Origin of the sequence: Prevotella sp. HCN-7019 (assembly GCF_037890215.1) — a bacterium.
In the GTDB taxonomy this organism is placed as follows: Bacteria; Bacteroidota; Bacteroidia; order Bacteroidales; family Bacteroidaceae; genus Prevotella.
Window position 1 is genome coordinate 583507 of sequence record NZ_JBBKBO010000001.1, and the last position, 16116, is coordinate 599622.

Annotated in this window: 8 protein-coding genes; 5 read left to right on the plus strand and 3 right to left on the minus strand. The window is 50.9% G+C overall.

Annotated elements, in window-relative coordinates; translation table 11 throughout:
• Window positions 1–32 precede the first annotated feature (32 nt).
• Window positions 33–677, minus strand: a complete 645-nt coding sequence (locus WKT13_RS02050) for a hypothetical protein (protein WP_340322609.1) — start codon at window positions 675–677, stop codon at window positions 33–35.
• Between the two features lie 1341 nt (window positions 678–2018).
• Here WKT13_RS02050 and WKT13_RS02055 point away from each other — a divergent pair.
• The 4 genes from WKT13_RS02055 to WKT13_RS02070 all read left to right on the plus strand — a co-directional run bounded on the left by WKT13_RS02055 (window position 2019) and on the right by WKT13_RS02070 (window position 7520).
• Window positions 2019–2675, plus strand: coding sequence for a tetratricopeptide repeat protein (locus WKT13_RS02055; RefSeq protein WP_340322610.1), 657 nt, complete (start codon window positions 2019–2021; stop codon window positions 2673–2675).
• Between the two features lie 130 nt (window positions 2676–2805).
• Window positions 2806–5445, plus strand: a complete 2640-nt coding sequence (mutS, locus tag WKT13_RS02060) for a DNA mismatch repair protein MutS (RefSeq protein ID WP_298619014.1) — start codon at window positions 2806–2808, stop codon at window positions 5443–5445.
• Between the two features lie 156 nt (window positions 5446–5601).
• A complete protein-coding gene (locus WKT13_RS02065) occupies window positions 5602–6942 on the plus strand; it encodes a cytidylate kinase family protein (RefSeq protein WP_340322611.1) in 1341 nt (446 codons plus the stop codon).
• A 92-nt stretch (window positions 6943–7034) separates the two neighbouring features.
• Window positions 7035–7520, plus strand: coding sequence for a GNAT family N-acetyltransferase (locus WKT13_RS02070; protein ID WP_340322612.1), 486 nt, complete (start codon window positions 7035–7037; stop codon window positions 7518–7520).
• 103 nt (window positions 7521–7623) lie between these two features.
• Here WKT13_RS02070 and WKT13_RS02075 read toward each other — a convergent pair whose 3' ends face one another.
• Complete coding sequence (locus WKT13_RS02075) at window positions 7624–10104, minus strand: glycoside hydrolase family 127 protein (protein WP_340322613.1); 2481 nt, start codon at window positions 10102–10104, stop codon at window positions 7624–7626.
• A 147-nt stretch (window positions 10105–10251) separates the two neighbouring features.
• Here WKT13_RS02075 and WKT13_RS02080 point away from each other — a divergent pair, with 147 nt between their 5' ends.
• On the plus strand, window positions 10252–12357 hold the full coding sequence (locus WKT13_RS02080) for a M6 family metalloprotease domain-containing protein (protein WP_340322614.1): 2106 nt from the start codon (window positions 10252–10254) through the stop codon (window positions 12355–12357).
• Between the two features lie 1005 nt (window positions 12358–13362).
• Here WKT13_RS02080 and WKT13_RS02085 read toward each other — a convergent pair.
• Complete coding sequence (locus WKT13_RS02085) at window positions 13363–16101, minus strand: GEVED domain-containing protein (RefSeq protein ID WP_340322615.1); 2739 nt, start codon at window positions 16099–16101, stop codon at window positions 13363–13365.
• Between the last annotated feature and the right edge of the window lie 15 nt (window positions 16102–16116).

Consider the following 16116-nt stretch of genomic DNA (forward strand, 5'->3'; position numbering starts at 1 on the left):
TGAGGACGGCCAAAAGGCGGGGCAGGGGTGCGTCATTTGAAATAGGTACGCATCTGTGCCGCCGTGGCTGCGAGCTCTTCGGGCTCTTTCGATATATACCTGCGCCATATCTCAAGACACGGTTTGTAGAGTGGCAACGACGTGTCGCTGTGCTTCATGCAGGGGTCGCACACAAGGAAATTGTGCATCACTTCTACCACAAGCTGTGGCGATATGCGCATCAGACGCGCCAGTTCGTCCACCTCGGGCGTCTCCGCCACCATGGTGATGGGTGTCAGACGGAAATACAGGTCGAGTATCATTGTCAGCATCATGGGCGTGAGCCGTTGGTCGGCTTCTATCGGCCGGTAGTCGGTTTCGAACGAATCTACTGTTTCCACACCCTCATAGAAAGCACCCGCCGTGCCGAATCCGTTCATCTGGCGCAGCCGCTTCACGTCGCGCGACAGCTTGCGCGGGTTTGCCGAATAGCTCTGCCACAGGTGTTGCAGCGACGGCGTGTCAGGCCGGCGCAGTCTGAACATCTGCGCGTATAGATGTTGCGGCTCGATGTGAAGTTCGAGACTCAGCTGTATGAGTGGTCGCGAGTAGAGTGGTTTCACGCCTTCGGGCTTTTTCAGATAAAGCTGCATCAGCGGCAGCCACATATCGTCGGACCATAGAGGATGTTGTGTCATGATGCGTCGTGGTGTTGTTTGGTTCAGTATGTATGTCGTGTTTAGGGGTGCGCCTGTGGTGGTTCCGGTTGTGTGCGTGCCGTGTTCGGAGCCATGCCGCGCGGCGTAACAGCGGTGCTAATATAGCAAATAATTTTCAAAAACGGGCGGTTGCGGTAGTGTTTTTTGAAACAGTGGTGGCTGCGGGACGCCTTTGCGGCTTTTTATTGTGCCGGCCGTTGAAATATTGAATGCTGAAAGTGGTGAACGGTACTTTATGTTTTCGTCTCTTTATGAGTGGTGGAGTAGAATTTCAGAAAGAAAGGGTTTTGATAAAAGAGGGTGGTTTCGGTTACGTATAAGCGATGTCTTCGTATGCTGAAACGAATGTAATATGGGCGACTTTCAATTTATAACCGGATTTTGATTTTTCCCTCCGGGTTTCCGGTTCTACCCCGTTTATTTTTCGCGTATTTGCGGACTGACTCTCGCACGGACGCAAATACGCGAATTATTAGAGGTTTTTATAAGACACTGAATGTCAATAGCTTATGTCTGAGGGATATTCCTCTGCCCTGCGATAAGCACCATTCCGGCATGCGATATAGCCTATATCAGGGGCTGAAACGGTCCAAACCACGCCCTGATATGAACTTAATCAGACCATAAAATGGGCATTATCGGAGTGTCGTTTGAACTTTCCGGTACCACGTTGCAGGGGATATGACATTGCCGTACAGTCTGAAATGGCCTTTATAGTGCCGGATTGGATGTTCCCGTACTTCTATTTTGAGATTTTATTTTGTCAAAATAAAGTCAAGAAAAATCGTAAGTTGGCTCCGCGGGTTTTCTTTAAAAACGCCGATATCAGGCGTGGGAAAAGGCACCGGAAATATGAGTCCGGCGTGCGGTGACGGTTTATTGGTTTTGGTAACAGGAATTTATTGTCATGCAGGCAAATGTGTTGTCATGTTTATTATCACTGTTTGTTATCATAAAAAATTCCGGTGTTCGATGTCATTTCATTAATAAAACCGCTTCGCGCAGTATTCCTGTTTAGTCCGACGACACTTTTTTCTGATGACTGTTTAATGAATATTTTCTGATGATTCTGTGTAATTGCTCCTGTCAGACAAAACACGCAGACTATCAGCAGGCATACGATAAGCATTACATAACTATCGCAGGACGGTAAAAAACATTTCTGCCGCTTGACTTGTATGGTTTTATTTTATAAATTTGAAGCCGTTTCATGGCGGCATATATCTTCGGAGCGGTCGGGAAATAATAGCGCTTATCGGCTCTGTGTACGATTGAAACAGCGTATGCCCCGTATGTATGAATAAATCTAAACCGTTGATTATGAATAAAATTCAAGGGATATTTGGCGTGCTGTTGGCCTTGCTTTTGATAATGTGCAAGGTCGGTTGCGCAGACAGACACAAGCAGGCGATAGAGTTGAACAACGAGGCTGTGGACATGATGAATACGTTTCACCGCGACTCAATGAACATGGCACTTGCGCTATTGGATAAAGCCATTGCCCTTGATTCTTCCTATGTGATGGCTTATTCCAACAAAGCAAAATGTCTGACGTATCTCGGTCAGAGAAAGCAGGCCGTGGAGACATACGCCAGATATAGGGATGTGACGGATGTCAGTTTGGATAAAATGAGATGTTGGACGGCCATGGGCGTGAACTACGATGTTATGGGTTACAGCGCGAGAGCCGACTTCTGCTATCGTAAGGCCATAAGTCTTGAACCTGACATAAAGAAGGAAGGTAAGTACGATATGAACGCGAAAGTAGATCTGTTGTTTGTTAAAAACCTTCTTGGTATGAAACGTGAAGTGGACAAAGAGTGGGAGACGTTTCGTAAAGGAAATACATACAAGCTGGACTCTTATGCGTTAAACTTTTACCATGAGTTTATAAAGATGGACCGTCGGCAGATGATTGAGAAGGAACGTAAGAAAGATGAGTCAATCAAACAGATAATAGATTATCGTACTCATTGACCCCCTGACGCTCTGTTTCTTTCGTTCCGCAGACGTATTTTGTCGTCAGTCAGATGTTTAATGTGAGCCGAATGTTGTCTTTTTTCGCTGATTTTGTGTAATTTTGCGTGTTGAAAATCAATACACTGACATGTCTGCAAAAAAGAAAGATGACGGCCTCACGCCGATGATGAAACAGTTTTTCGACCTCAAAGCGAAGCATCCCGACGCGCTGCTGCTGTTCCGCTGCGGCGACTTCTACGAGACTTATTGCGAGGATGCCATTGCTTCGTCGAAGATACTGGGCATCACTCTCACGCGGCGCAGCAACGGACGCTCGCGCGAGACGGGGCAGGCTACGGAGATGGCAGGCTTTCCTTACCATGCGCTCGACACCTATCTGCCCAAGCTCATAAGGGCGGGCAGACGCGTGGCTATATGCGACCAGCTGGAGGATCCCAAGCTTACGAAGACTCTCGTGAAGCGCGGTATCACCGAACTGGTGACTCCCGGCGTGGCAATGGGCGACAATGTGCTGAACTATAAGGAGAACAACTTCCTGGCGGCCGTGCACTTCGGACGGTCGGCATGCGGTGTAGCGTTTCTCGATATATCCACCGGCGAGTTCCTCACCGGCGAGGGTACGGCCGACTATGTGGAGAAACTGCTTGGCAGTTTCCAGCCCAAGGAGGTGCTCTACGAGAAGTCGTGCCGTCAGGAGTTCGAACAACGGTTCGGCTCCCGATGGTGTGTGTTCGAGCTGGACGAATGGATGTTCACCGAGCAGAGCGCACGACAGAAGCTGCTGCGCCACTTCGGCACACACTCGCTGAAGGGTTTCGGCGTGGAGCATCTGCGCAGTGGAGTGATTGCCTCGGGCGTCATCCTGCAATATCTCGAGATGACCCAGCACACGCACATCTCTCACATTACTTCGCTCGCACGCATAGAGGAAGAGAGGTATGTGCGGCTCGACAAGTTCACCATACGCTCGCTCGAGCTTCTTCATTCCATGCAGGAGGACGGAGCGTCGCTTCTTGACGTCATCGACCGCACCGTAACACCGATGGGCGGACGCATGCTGAAGCGCTGGATGGTGTTCCCGTTGAAGGACGTAAGGCAGATAGAAGACCGTCTGGACGTGGTGGAGCACTTCTTCCGCAAGCCGGACTTCCGTCAGATGGCCGACGAGCAGCTCCACCGCATGGGCGACATCGAGCGCATCATATCCAAGGTGGCGGTGGGAAGAGTGTCGCCGCGCGAGCTCGTTCAGCTCAGGGTGGCTCTTCAGGCAATGGTGCCGCTGAAGTCGGCGTGCTGCCATTCGGGCAACAGGATACTTGAGAACATAGGCGCGCAGATGAATCTTTGCGAGAACCTGCGCGACAGAATAGAGCGCGAGATTCAGCCCGACCCGCCGCAGCTCGTGAGCAAGGGTGGGGTAATAGCCGACGGTTTTTCGCCCGAACTCGACGAACTCAGGGCCATATCGCGCGGCGGACGCGACTACCTTATGCAGATACAGGAGCGCGAGACCGAACAGACGGGCATAGCGTCGCTGAAGGTAGGCTACAACAATGTGTTCGGTTACTACCTCGAGGTGCGCAATACATACAAGGACAAGGTGCCGTCAGACTGGGTGAGAAAGCAGACACTGGCAAACGCCGAACGCTACATCACGCAGGAGCTGAAGGAATATGAGGAGAAGATAATGGGCGCGGACGAGAAGATTCTCGCCCTTGAGACGCGCCTGTTCAACGAACTCGTCATGGCCGCCGGCGAATATATACCGCAGATTCAGATAAATGCCAACATCGTGGCGCGCCTCGACTGTCTGCTCTCGTTCGCCAAGACGGCGGAGGAGAACAACTATGTCAGACCGGTGGTTGCCGACGACGACGTACTGGAGATAAAGGGCGGACGCCATCCGGTGATAGAGACACAGCTGCCGGTGGGCGAGCGTTATGTGCCCAACGACATAGAACTGGACACCGAACGCCAGCAGATTGTTATAATAACAGGTCCCAATATGGCCGGTAAGTCGGCTCTACTGCGTCAGACTGCGCTCATAGTGCTGTTGGCCCAGACGGGTTGTTTCGTGCCGGCAGAGAGCGCGAGGATAGGTCTGGTGGACAAGATATTCACCCGTGTGGGCGCATCGGACAACATATCGTTGGGCGAATCGACATTCATGGTGGAGATGACCGAGGCGGCTAACATACTGAACAACGTAACGCCGCGCTCGCTGGTGCTCTTCGACGAGCTGGGACGCGGCACATCGACATACGACGGCATCTCCATAGCATGGGCCATCGTGGAATATCTGCACGAACAGCCCAAGGCGCGGGCACGCACGCTTTTCGCCACACACTACCATGAACTGAACGAGATGGAGAAGAACTTCTCACGTATAAAGAACTACAACGTGAGTGTGAAGGAGGTCGATGGAAAGGTTATCTTCCTGCGCAAGCTCATGCGCGGAGGCTCCGAACACTCGTTCGGTATACACGTGGCGGAGATTGCCGGCATGCCGCGCAGCATCGTGAAGCGTGCAGGAGTGATACTGAAGGAGCTCGAAGCGGACAACTCTCAGGTAGGACGCGTGGGCAAACCTTCGGCAGACAAGATAAACATGACGCGTGAGGGAATGCAGCTCAGCTTCTTCCAACTGGACGATCCTGTGCTGTGTCAGATACGCGACGAGATACTCGGACTCGACATAAACAACCTTACACCTGTTGAGGCTCTCAACAAACTCAACGAGATAAAGAAGATTGTGACAGGTAAGTGACGCGGTTGCGTCGCTGCAAATGTTTGTTTTCCGTTTTTATTCACATGCGGCAGGACACGGCGTCCTGCCACAGCAATACGGGCGCATGGCGTCCTCAGACTCTGTATAACATAAAACCGGCAGCGTGCCGGACCGACAATAATAAATCATTAAATCATGCAGACATCAAAGAAATATCTAACACGACGCTATCTTCTCTTCCTTTTTTCAGTATTTGTTAATGCTTACGGTATAGCATTTATCACACGGGCGCTGCTCGGTACGTCGCCCATCACGAGTGTGAACTACGTGTTCAGCATGTTCACTCCGCTCACCATGGGCCAGTGGACCATTATTGTGAACATCCTGTTCATGCTCATGGAGCTGCCGCTTATGAACCGCCGGCAGTTGCGTTCGGACCTCCGCATGTATCTGCTGCAGCTTCCCATAACGCTGTGTTTCGGTACTTTCATCGACATTTCCATGTCGTCGCTGTCGTGGCTTGTGCCCGACAACTACTTTTTCCAGCTGATGAGCATGTTGGCCGGATGCGTTATTCTTGCCATAGGCATAACACTTGAAGTGAAGGCCGACATAGCAATGGTGGCCGGCGAGTTCTTTGTAAGGGCGCTGGCACGCCGTTTCAAGGGCGACTTCGGCTACGTGAAGCTGGGCTTCGACATATCCAACGTGGCCCTGGCGTGCGGTTTCTCATGGTTCTTCCTGGGCAACATAAGCGGTGTGCGCGAGGGAACGGTGGCCGCGGCGGTGCTCGTAGGGCCTATCGTTCATTTTCTTACGCCTTTCACGCGCGTTCTCGACCGTGCGCTGGGATATACCGGCAGATCCGTTGCTGAGGCCGTAGAGAGCCGCAGACACACTGTTGTGACCATTGCGCGTGAGTATGGAAGTGGTGGCCACAGACTGGGAGAGATGTTGTCGGCAAAGCTTGGTATAAAGCTCTACGACAGCGAATTCATCACCATGGCGGCGCAGGACAGTGGCATGGACGAGGAATACATCCGTAAGAACGAGCAGAACATACCGTCTTTCTGGCTCAAGTGTATGCTTTCGCAGGGTTATGGAACGCAGGCCGGACGCGGACTTTCCGACGACGATGTGCTGTTTCTTGCCGAGAGTAAGATAGTGGACACGCTGGCGGAGAAGGAGCCGTGTGTCATCGTCGGGCGCTGTGCCGACTTCGTGCTGAGAGAACATCGTGGAGTGGTGCGTGTGTTCTGCTGCTCCGATGAGCCTGATGCAGTGGAACGTTGTATGGAGGAATACAACATGGACAGGACAAAGGCGGAGAACGAAGTAAGGCGTGTGAACCGTGCCAGAGCGACACACTACGAGTACTATACGGGCCAGAAGTGGGATGATCCGCATCATTACGACATAATGATAAACACTGCGTGCATAAGTCTTGAGGATGCCTGCGACATGATAGCAGGTATGTACAGAAAGGCCGAACGCACTCTGCAGGCGGACGGAAAGACAGCTCCGGCGCAGGCATAATGGCGTGGCGGACCGGCCGTTGGAGCGTTATGATAATTCTGCGACGCTCTTATGGATGATGTGTGACCGCATAGTGAAACAACAGAAATATTATGATAAGATTTGTAGAAGACCGGGATGTAAGGCGGATCACCGAAATATACAACCGCTACATCACCGAAGGCGTGGAGACGTTTGAGACGGAACCGCTCACCGAAGAGCGGATGGCGCAGCGTGTGAAGGACATTGCCGCCACGTGTCCTTATCTCGTCTATGAGGAGAATGGGGTGGTGGAAGGCTATTGCTACGCCCATCCGTGGAAGGAGCGTGCGGCTTTTGCCAATACGTTCGAGACCACGGTGTATGTTGCCCACGGCTCAGGCGGGCGCGGTATCGGCTCGTCGCTCATGCGCAGACTGATAGAGGAGTGCCGCCGCAAGGGCTGCAGGGTACTCGTGGCATGCATCACCGGCTGCAACGAACCGAGCATAGCGCTCCATAAGAAATTGGGTTTCGTGCAGGCGTCCCACTTCCACAACGTGGGCTACAAGTTCGGACGGTGGCTCGATGTGGTGGATCTTGAAATGCAGCTTGGCTGACGTGCTGAGGCGTTGAGGCCGGAATGGGAAAAAGAAATGTCCGCGACGGTGTGTATGAAACCCGTTGCGGACATTTCTTTTTATGCTTTTCTGTGCAGTGTTTTTACTTCACTTCCTCTATCTGCACGCTCAGAATACCTGCCGCAGCGTCGGCTTTCGGCACGATGTGCAGTCTGAATGCCTCGGCCATGATGTCCTCGCCGGGGTGTACCATGTTGTACTGGTCTTTCAGTACACGGTATTCGTCTGTGACGTAGATTGGGAACTTCTTCCACTCTCCGTTCTCCTTGTATTCCAGAGTCCATGACTCCGGCACCTGTACTCCGCCTTTGTCGTCGTACCAGTATACCGAAAGGCTCTGCAGCTTGAGCGGACGTTTGAGTGTCAGTTCCACGGTCTGTTCCTTTCCTTTCTGCGGCCAGCTTGTCCAGCGCGGTATGGAAGTGTCGAACGAACTTGCCGGATATCCGTTTGTTACCATGGCGAGCACATCGTCCTGATCGAATGTGTGTGTTGCCTTGACATCTGAGATGTATTCCGGTATGGTTGGTATGGATGCCTTTGCCAGTTCGTCGTTGTCGGCCATCCACACTATCATGGCGTCGTCGCCGCGGTTGTCCCATGCGTAGTATGGCACCATGGTGAGGCTGCCGTTGCCTTCCTCCTGGACAGAACGCGCCTTAACCGTCACGAAGTCTATGCCGCGCATGATTCCGCTGTCGGCTTTCTTCACGCTCGTTCCGGCCTCAGGTGAGAGCACATAGCTTGCCGGCATGGCAGTGTTGTCCACAGCTTCGGCACAATAGACGAGCGGTCCTCTTGTGACACAGAGGCGTCCTCTGTCTGCCTCAACCTGCGGCAGTGCCTTGTTGAAATGTACGTCCATGGGCAGACGCAGCTCCACGCGGTCGCCCTGTTTCCATGTGCGGTCGATGGTGACGAATCCTTTCTCGGGTGTGGCTTCCACTTCCTCGCCGTTCACCAACAGCTTCCAGTCGGCCGGGCGGGCGTTGACATACGAGTAGAGTTTGCCCGGAACGAACTGTGTACCGGCCCATGTCGGGATGCGCAGATGCATTGCGAACTTCTGGCTTTTGCCTTCTGGATTTATCTCGAAACGTATTGTCTCGTCGAAAGGATATTCGGTCTGCTGTGTCACACTGACCTTTCCTTTCTTCAGTGGCACCACAGTGGATGTGCCGGCGTAGAATGTGCAGTATATCTCATCGTCGGTGTAAGCGTACATCATGCCCGGAATCTGCGGTATGAGTCGTGCTATGTTCGACGGACAGCAGGCTGTGCCGAACCACGGGGAGCGTCCTTTCACACCCTGGTTGAACGCCTGACGGCTGTCGGTCTCGAGCGGATTGACGTAGAAGAATCTGTTACCTTCGAGATTGACGCCCGCGAGCACGTTGTTGTAGAGCGCCACTTCGGCCACGTCGATGTACTTGGCGTCCTTCTCAGCCATGAACATGCGGTAGTTGAACATCACGTTTCCTACTGCCGCGCACGTTTCGTTGTAGGCGTCCTTGTTTGGCAGCAGATACTCCGGACCGAATCCTTCGATGCCGTGTACGGCACCCAGTCCTCCGGTGATGTGCATGCGTGTGTCAACGATGTTGGCCCAGATGCTGTCGAGTGCCGGGCGCAGTGTCTGGTCGCCTGTCTGTGCCATGACATCCGCCATGCCAGAATACAGGTATGTGGCGCGCACGGCGTGGCCCACAGCCTTGGTCTGCTGGCGTACCGGCAGGTGCTGTTGCGCGTAGCTCGGGCTCATCACTCCGTCGCCCTCCGGCTTGTATGTCACTCCTCGTATGTCGATGAACCGCTTCGCCATGTTAAGATACAGCGAGTCGCCTGCGGCATGGAAAAGCTTTACAAGCGCCAGTTCTATCTCCTCATGTCCCGGAGCCTGGTTCACGGGTTTGCCTCCGTTGTATTTCGGATCGCCTTCGAAGAACACGTGGTTGATGTGTCTTGCGTTCTTCTCGGCTATCTTCAGCCACTTGTCTTTGCCCGTTGCCTGATAGTAGGCCACGGCACCTTCGTACATGTGTCCCATGTTGTAGAGCTCGTGGCTGTGCACCACCCATGAGTAAGGTTTGTCTCCCATGCCGGCTCCGCCCCAGTGTTCGTGGTTGGCCGACACTCCTGTCGTGTGCGACTCATACAGATAACCGTCGGCTTCCTGTGCACGTCCGATGAGGTCGATGATGCTGTCCATTGTATGTTCGAGCGCCGGATCCTTCTCCAGCGTGAGCAGATATGCCGCGCCTTCCATCACCTTGTAAAGGTCGGAAGCCACGAAACGGTGAGGGAACGGCAGCTCGTCCTTCACTCCGTTGAGATAGTTGCCGGTCTTGCGCAGGTTGTCCATGGCGGGACGCACCTTGTCGAGTGCGAATGGCACGAGCACCTCTTTCTGCGTTTTGAGGCGCGGCAGCCAGAAGTTGTCCTGCAGAGTGACCTTCTGGAACGGGATAGACTGGAGCACCTCGTCGCTTGAGTTGTTGCGGTTGGAGCACCCGACAAGCATCAAAGCGCCGATTACCGGCATGATAATTTTATAAGTTTTCATTTCAAATGATTTTGTATTTAGATTGTTGAGTGAGCAAAATTACAAAAAAAGACGCTAATTTGTTAGCTTTTTTCATTATATAGTAAATATTTTGTAGCTTTGTGGCGACTTTTCTGATAGACTTAATTATTCAAAGCATTTGTATATATGAAAAAACTTTTTATCTGTTCTGTTCTGCTCTCTTTGGCATTGGGCGTGTCTGCCGTACCTGCCAAACGGGGGCTGTGGAAAACTCTTCGTCTGGCCGACGGGCAGGAAGTACGTGCCCAGCTTGCGGGAGACGACATAGTGCATTATTATCAGTCGGAAAGCGGTGAGTGCTATGTAGCTGATGCAAACGGTGTGTTCAATAAGGTGGACAGAGCCGTGCTGGCAGCTCATGCCAAGGCTCGCCGTGCAGTATTCGACAAAGCCAACCGTGCAAGAGCGCGCAAACTTACCGGAGGAAATGGTAGAGTTTTCGAAGGCAAAAAGAAGGGATTGATAGTGCTTGTTGAGTTCAGTGACAAGAAATTCAAAACTGATCACGACCTGGAGTTCTATAAGAAAGTTGCAAACGAACCGGGTTTCACCACAGAGGACGGTTTTAACGGCAGTGTGAGAGACTATTTCAAGGCTCAGAGCAATGGTGTGTTCGATGTGGAATTCGACGTTGTAGGTCCTGTTGCCATGCCTAACGGATATGCATATTATGGCAGGAATGCTGGTCTGGGTGGAGATGCTCATGCCGGCGAAATGGTGGCCGAGGCATGCAAGGCTATCGACGGCGAGGTGAATTTCGCAGATTATGACTGGGACGGCGACGGCGAGGTGGATCAGGTATTCGCACTTTACGCCGGAATGGGCGAGGCAGCCGGAGGATCAGCCAATACAATATGGCCTCACAAATGGACATTGTCAGACAGTGACTACGGTCAGATGCTGAAGCTCGACAATGTGAACATAAACACTTATGCATGCAGCTGCGAGATGACTCTCGACAACGAGAATGGCTACAAGGAAACTGTGGATGGCATCGGAACAATATGTCATGAGTTCTCGCACTGTCTGGGTTATGCCGACGTGTATGACACTTCGATGTATGGTGCAAGCAATTTCGGAATGAACGTATGGGACTTGATGGACTACGGAAGCTACAACAACGGTGGATTCACACCTTCTGGTTACACAGCATATGAGAAATGGGTGGCAGGATGGATAACACCTGTGGAGCTGACTGAAGATACGGAGGTGAGCGCTCTTGAGCCTACAAGCAAGGGAGGCAACGCATACATAATATACAACAGCGGCAATAAGGATGAATTCATACTGCTGGAGAACCGTCAGCAGAGCGGATGGGACGCAGCTCAGCCTGCATCAGGACTTATGGCCATGCATGTGGATTATGATGAAGCTGTGTGGAACAGCAACACTGTGAACAATGACGAGGATCGTCAGCGTTACACAATATTCCATGCCGACAATTCTGACGGACTGGATCAGGATGACCTTGCCGGCGACCTTTATCCGTTCGAAGGAAACGACTGTCTGAACAGTATCTCGTTCCCGAAACCGCTGTGGTACACAGACAATGCAGACGGACACAGAAGTCTTGGCAAGTCTGTCACAGACATAACTCTCAATGACGATGGCACCGTATCGTTCAAATTCACAGCCACTCCGGTGGAACGTGAAAACTATCTGCTGCTCGAAACATTCGATGACAACTCGAGCCAGGGTGGCAACGACGGCATATGGAGCGGTCTGGGAGGTTCTGCTCTGAAGAGTGACCTTGAAGGATGGACAGGCGTGAAGCATTATGCAGGCGCACAGTGTGCACGTTTCGGCACAAAGAGCACACCGGGATCGCTCACCTCACCTGAGTTTGAGGCTAAGGAAGGAGCTGTGCTCACATGTCTCGTTGGTCCGTGGACTGGTGAAAAGAGCACCATGACTGTTTACTTCGTGGACAGCCAGACGGGCACGGAAACAGAACTCGGAAAGTTTGATATAGTTGAGGAGAAATGGACAGAGTGTGAGATGACGATTAATGTGAGCGGCAAGGGACACCTGAAGTTCGCATCATCCATGCGTCAGTTCCTCGACGAAGTGAGAGTATCTGTGCCTGTTACAGACGGCATTGAGGACATCACCGGCGACCAGAAAGTTTCAGACAAGCGTGTGTACAGCATCGACGGACGCTATCTTGGCGACGATATAGACAGCATGGGACGCGGTCTGTATATCGTAGGTGGAAAGAAAATACTTAAATAAAACGCAATAGAGGCGTTCTCCCGCGTTTATATGCACCATGCGGTGTAGTTGACGGGAGGACGCCTTTTCTCTGCTTATACGGCAAATATATGCCTTTTCTGCGACTTTCAGAACGTAAAGGCTTGGTGCGACGGCCGTAACTGCAAGCACCTACATTGATTTTGCGCGTACGGAATACATTTGTTTCATATCCGTAGCATGTTTCCTTAATCTTATCCAAAGCATAATTTCCGTGGCTGTTATCACACGCTGATATCAGCGTTTTTAAAGGAAACCCGCAGGACCGACTTACGATTTTTCTTGACTTTATTTTGACAAAATAAAATTGCAAAACAGAAGTACGGGAATGTCCAATCCGGCACTATAAAGGCCATTTCAGACTTTACGGCAATGTCATATACCCTGCGATGTAGTACCGGAAAGTTCAAACAACACTCCGATAATGCCCATTTTGTGGTCCGATTCAGTTCATATCATTGCGTGGTTTGGACCGTTTCAGTTCCTGATATGGCCTTAATCGCATGCCAGAATGGTGCTTATCGCAGGACGGAAGAATACACCTCAAATATAAGTTATTGACATTCAGTGTTTTATAAAAACTTCTCATAATTCGCGTATTTGCGTCCAAGAGAGAGTCAGTCCGCAAATACTCGAAAAATAAACGGGGTAGAACCGGAAACCCGGAGGGAAAAATCAGAATCCGGTTATAAATTGAAAGTTGCCCATATTACATTCATCTCTGCATACAGAAACAATGCTTATCCGTGACTGAATCCGAGGGCTTTTTTATTGTAACGGTTCCCACTGGATTTCTGCTAATTCTGAATATTCACTTCCGGTTGGCGTAATTGATAGGGGAGTACATGATAAGAGAAATTGTATTTGGGCAAAAAAGAAAATGGAGAGTCCGCCGGATGCGGGCTCTCCATTGATGTTTCATATCATCGTGTCGTGTCTGAGTGGCGGTTGACGTATGGTCCGCCACACAGAACATGACGTGGTGTATTACTTCAGTACAGGCACCTTGACAGATACTGATTTGCCGTCGGTGTAAGTAGCAGTGATGATATATACACCCTTGCCGAGCGAACCGAGGTTCACTGTAGTCTCTTCAGAGTTGACTTTGGCTGTCATCACGCTGCGGCCGGACAGGTCGCTTACGTTTACTACGGCGATGGTCTTGTCGCTCTTTATTGTTACTGTAGAGCCGTTGAGTGTAACGCCGAGATTGTCTTTCTCTACAGAACCGATGGCAGTCAGTTCGCCGTTGAGCATATATACAGGTATTCTGGTGAACGAGTTGAGCGGATCGTTGGTGCTTATTTCAAGGTAAGCCTCGTACAGTCCGTCCTTCAGGCCCTGCGGAGTGAAGTTCACGTTCAGTTTGCCTTCTGTTCCTGCAGCTACCTCAAAGCTCTTCTTGTCTGTGCTGAGCCAGTTGATTGCTGCTGTGCGGTTGCCGGTAACGTTGGCGCGGATACAGTAGTTGTAGTTCAGACCGAGGTCAGCCATTGACCACCATGTATCGCCACCGATGTTCACGATGTCGCCGAAGCCTACTACGGCCGGTCCTTCGTCTGCACCAATGTAGTAGCCGCTTGCATTGATGTTGTTCATCTTAACTCCGATCCAGAGGTCAGTTGTTCCGATTTCCACTGGCTGGTCGAGTACGATGCGGTTCCATGACTGCTCTTTTGGAGTGAATGCCTTTTCAGCGATGAGGTCACCGCATACGGTCTGTTTGTTCTGTCCGTAGATAACGATGCTTGCGCTCTTAGGTACATCACCCACATATACGTCAACGCTGCTTATCTTCATGCCTTCGAGGCTTGAGAGCATGGCTCCAGGATAGAGACTTGCGAATATGGCGCTTTCTGCGTTTCCGATACCGATGCAGTCGCGCATGTCGCTGTCATATTTCAGCACATACTGTGTGTTGGCGTCGGTTTCAGGAGCTTTCTGCTTGCCTGCATTCATACGTGCAGCCTTGATCTGTCCTTTGAATTCGCTCTTCGGTGCTGTCTTAGCAGCATAGTTGCTTGTCGGAGCGTTTGGCAGAACATACTTGATGTCGATGTCGGCATTGAGAGTTCCGTTTCCGTTGTTGGCTACAGTGAGTTCGCTTGTAGCGTCCTTGCCGTCTGTCTCCTGTTCGATGACGGTCTTGTCTACTGTAGCAATCGGATCTTCCGGAGAAGCCTCTACCACGATGGTGTAGTCTTCTACTTCACCTGTGTAGTATTCGCCGGTCGGTTCTGGAGTGTTGTAGTAAGCCAAAGCCACCAGACGCATGCGGTGTTCGCCCAGCTTGGCATTTTCCGGTACGCTTATTGTGGCTACAGCCTTGCCACTGTTATCATCTGATTCGTATGAGTCGAATTTCACAGCTTCGTCACTGCTGAATGCGTAGTCGCCGTTCCAGTCGATGAATACACCGAGTGACGGTTCGTAATCTACAGTATTTATTGTGACGTTAAGAGTCTGTTTGTCTCCAAGATGGAATGTAGTCTTCTGTGATGTGAAGTCGCTGTATGTAGATCCTTCGCTTGTATTGTTTATTTCGCCCAGTGATACATTTGTGATGTTTATAACATTAGGAACGTTTACAATACAGTCTGGATATTCGCCTGCTGCTGCAGATTCTACAGTCTTTGTTATGCTCTGGTAAGACTTGTTTTCGTCGCCCGGAGTCACATTCTTCACGGTAATATCGTGCTTGCCGCCTGAGCAGTCAACACGTGTGTTGAATGTGTATTTGTAGCTTTCGAACGATTCAATTGTTGTATTTACATCCTCTACAGCCACGAGTTTACCGTCAACATAGAGTTCGAGTTTTGCATCGTTTATTGCGTTCTTACCGATATTGACGAGCTCTACCTGTACTTTCTCGTATTTTCCTGAAGCTGATGCCATCGGAGTCATGAAGCGCTGGATCTGCAGTGCCTTGTTGGCATTGTAGCTTCCGTCGCCGTAGAGGCAGAATGCGCATGCGTTCTGTCCTGTGTACTCTTCATTTATGACGTCCTTCTGGTAAGCAAAGGTGTTGCCGCCTATAGTGAATATAGCAAACCAGCATGAAGGATTGTCGCCCATGTCTTTGGCATTGATCTGTATGAAACCGTGTTCAAGATTGATTGTCTGACCAAGTGGTGCGCTGAATTCGTATATGTTGGTGCTTCCTGCATCACCGTATCCTTCAAGCACAACATTTGTCTTTTCTCCGATTAACTCGATGTCCTTCTGCATTACGCATTTTCCAGGCAGACCATCTTCACCCTCTTCGTAAACGCCGATTGTGAATGTGACGGGTTTTGTCATGTCAAAGTTCTCGTCCATTTCACCACGCTCATGACAGTATACCCATTCGTAGAGATCAGGATTCCAGTAGTTGAAGAATCCGAGGAAACGTACTTCATTGAAGGTGTAGAAGCAGTCGTCGAAGTGCTGATAATACTCCATCCCCATTTCCGGACGTCCCGCATCAGCACATGCAGATCCTGTCCATGCGGTCTGTTCTGTGTACTCATTGCCGAAAACAGAGCCTTCCTTACATGAAAGAATGTCATAGACACTTTCTTCTTCCATTGGCTTTATTTTTCCGTCACTCACTTTGTAGAGATGTCCTTTGCTTTCAACAGTGAAGCCATACTTGTTTGAAAGCTCGGCCGGTGGTGTGAAACCACGCTGTGCGAATGCTGTGGCCGCAAATGTTGCAGCCATGGCCAAAATGTAGAGTTTTTTCATAATAAGCTGTTTTTC

Bases quoted from the DNA above. Each gene is read 5' to 3' on its own strand.
- WKT13_RS02050 (WP_340322609.1), bottom strand. From the start codon at position 677: ATGACACAACATCCTCTATGGTCCGACGATATGTGGCTGCCGCTGATG.
- WKT13_RS02055 (WP_340322610.1), top strand. From the start codon at position 2,019: ATGAATAAAATTCAAGGGATATTTGGCGTGCTGTTGGCCTTGCTTTTG.
- mutS (WP_298619014.1), top strand. From the start codon at position 2,806: ATGTCTGCAAAAAAGAAAGATGACGGCCTCACGCCGATGATGAAACAG.
- WKT13_RS02065 (WP_340322611.1), top strand. From the start codon at position 5,602: ATGCAGACATCAAAGAAATATCTAACACGACGCTATCTTCTCTTCCTT.
- WKT13_RS02070 (WP_340322612.1), top strand. From the start codon at position 7,035: ATGATAAGATTTGTAGAAGACCGGGATGTAAGGCGGATCACCGAAATA.
- WKT13_RS02075 (WP_340322613.1), bottom strand. From the start codon at position 10,104: ATGAAAACTTATAAAATTATCATGCCGGTAATCGGCGCTTTGATGCTT.
- WKT13_RS02080 (WP_340322614.1), top strand. From the start codon at position 10,252: ATGAAAAAACTTTTTATCTGTTCTGTTCTGCTCTCTTTGGCATTGGGC.
- WKT13_RS02085 (WP_340322615.1), bottom strand. From the start codon at position 16,101: ATGAAAAAACTCTACATTTTGGCCATGGCTGCAACATTTGCGGCCACA.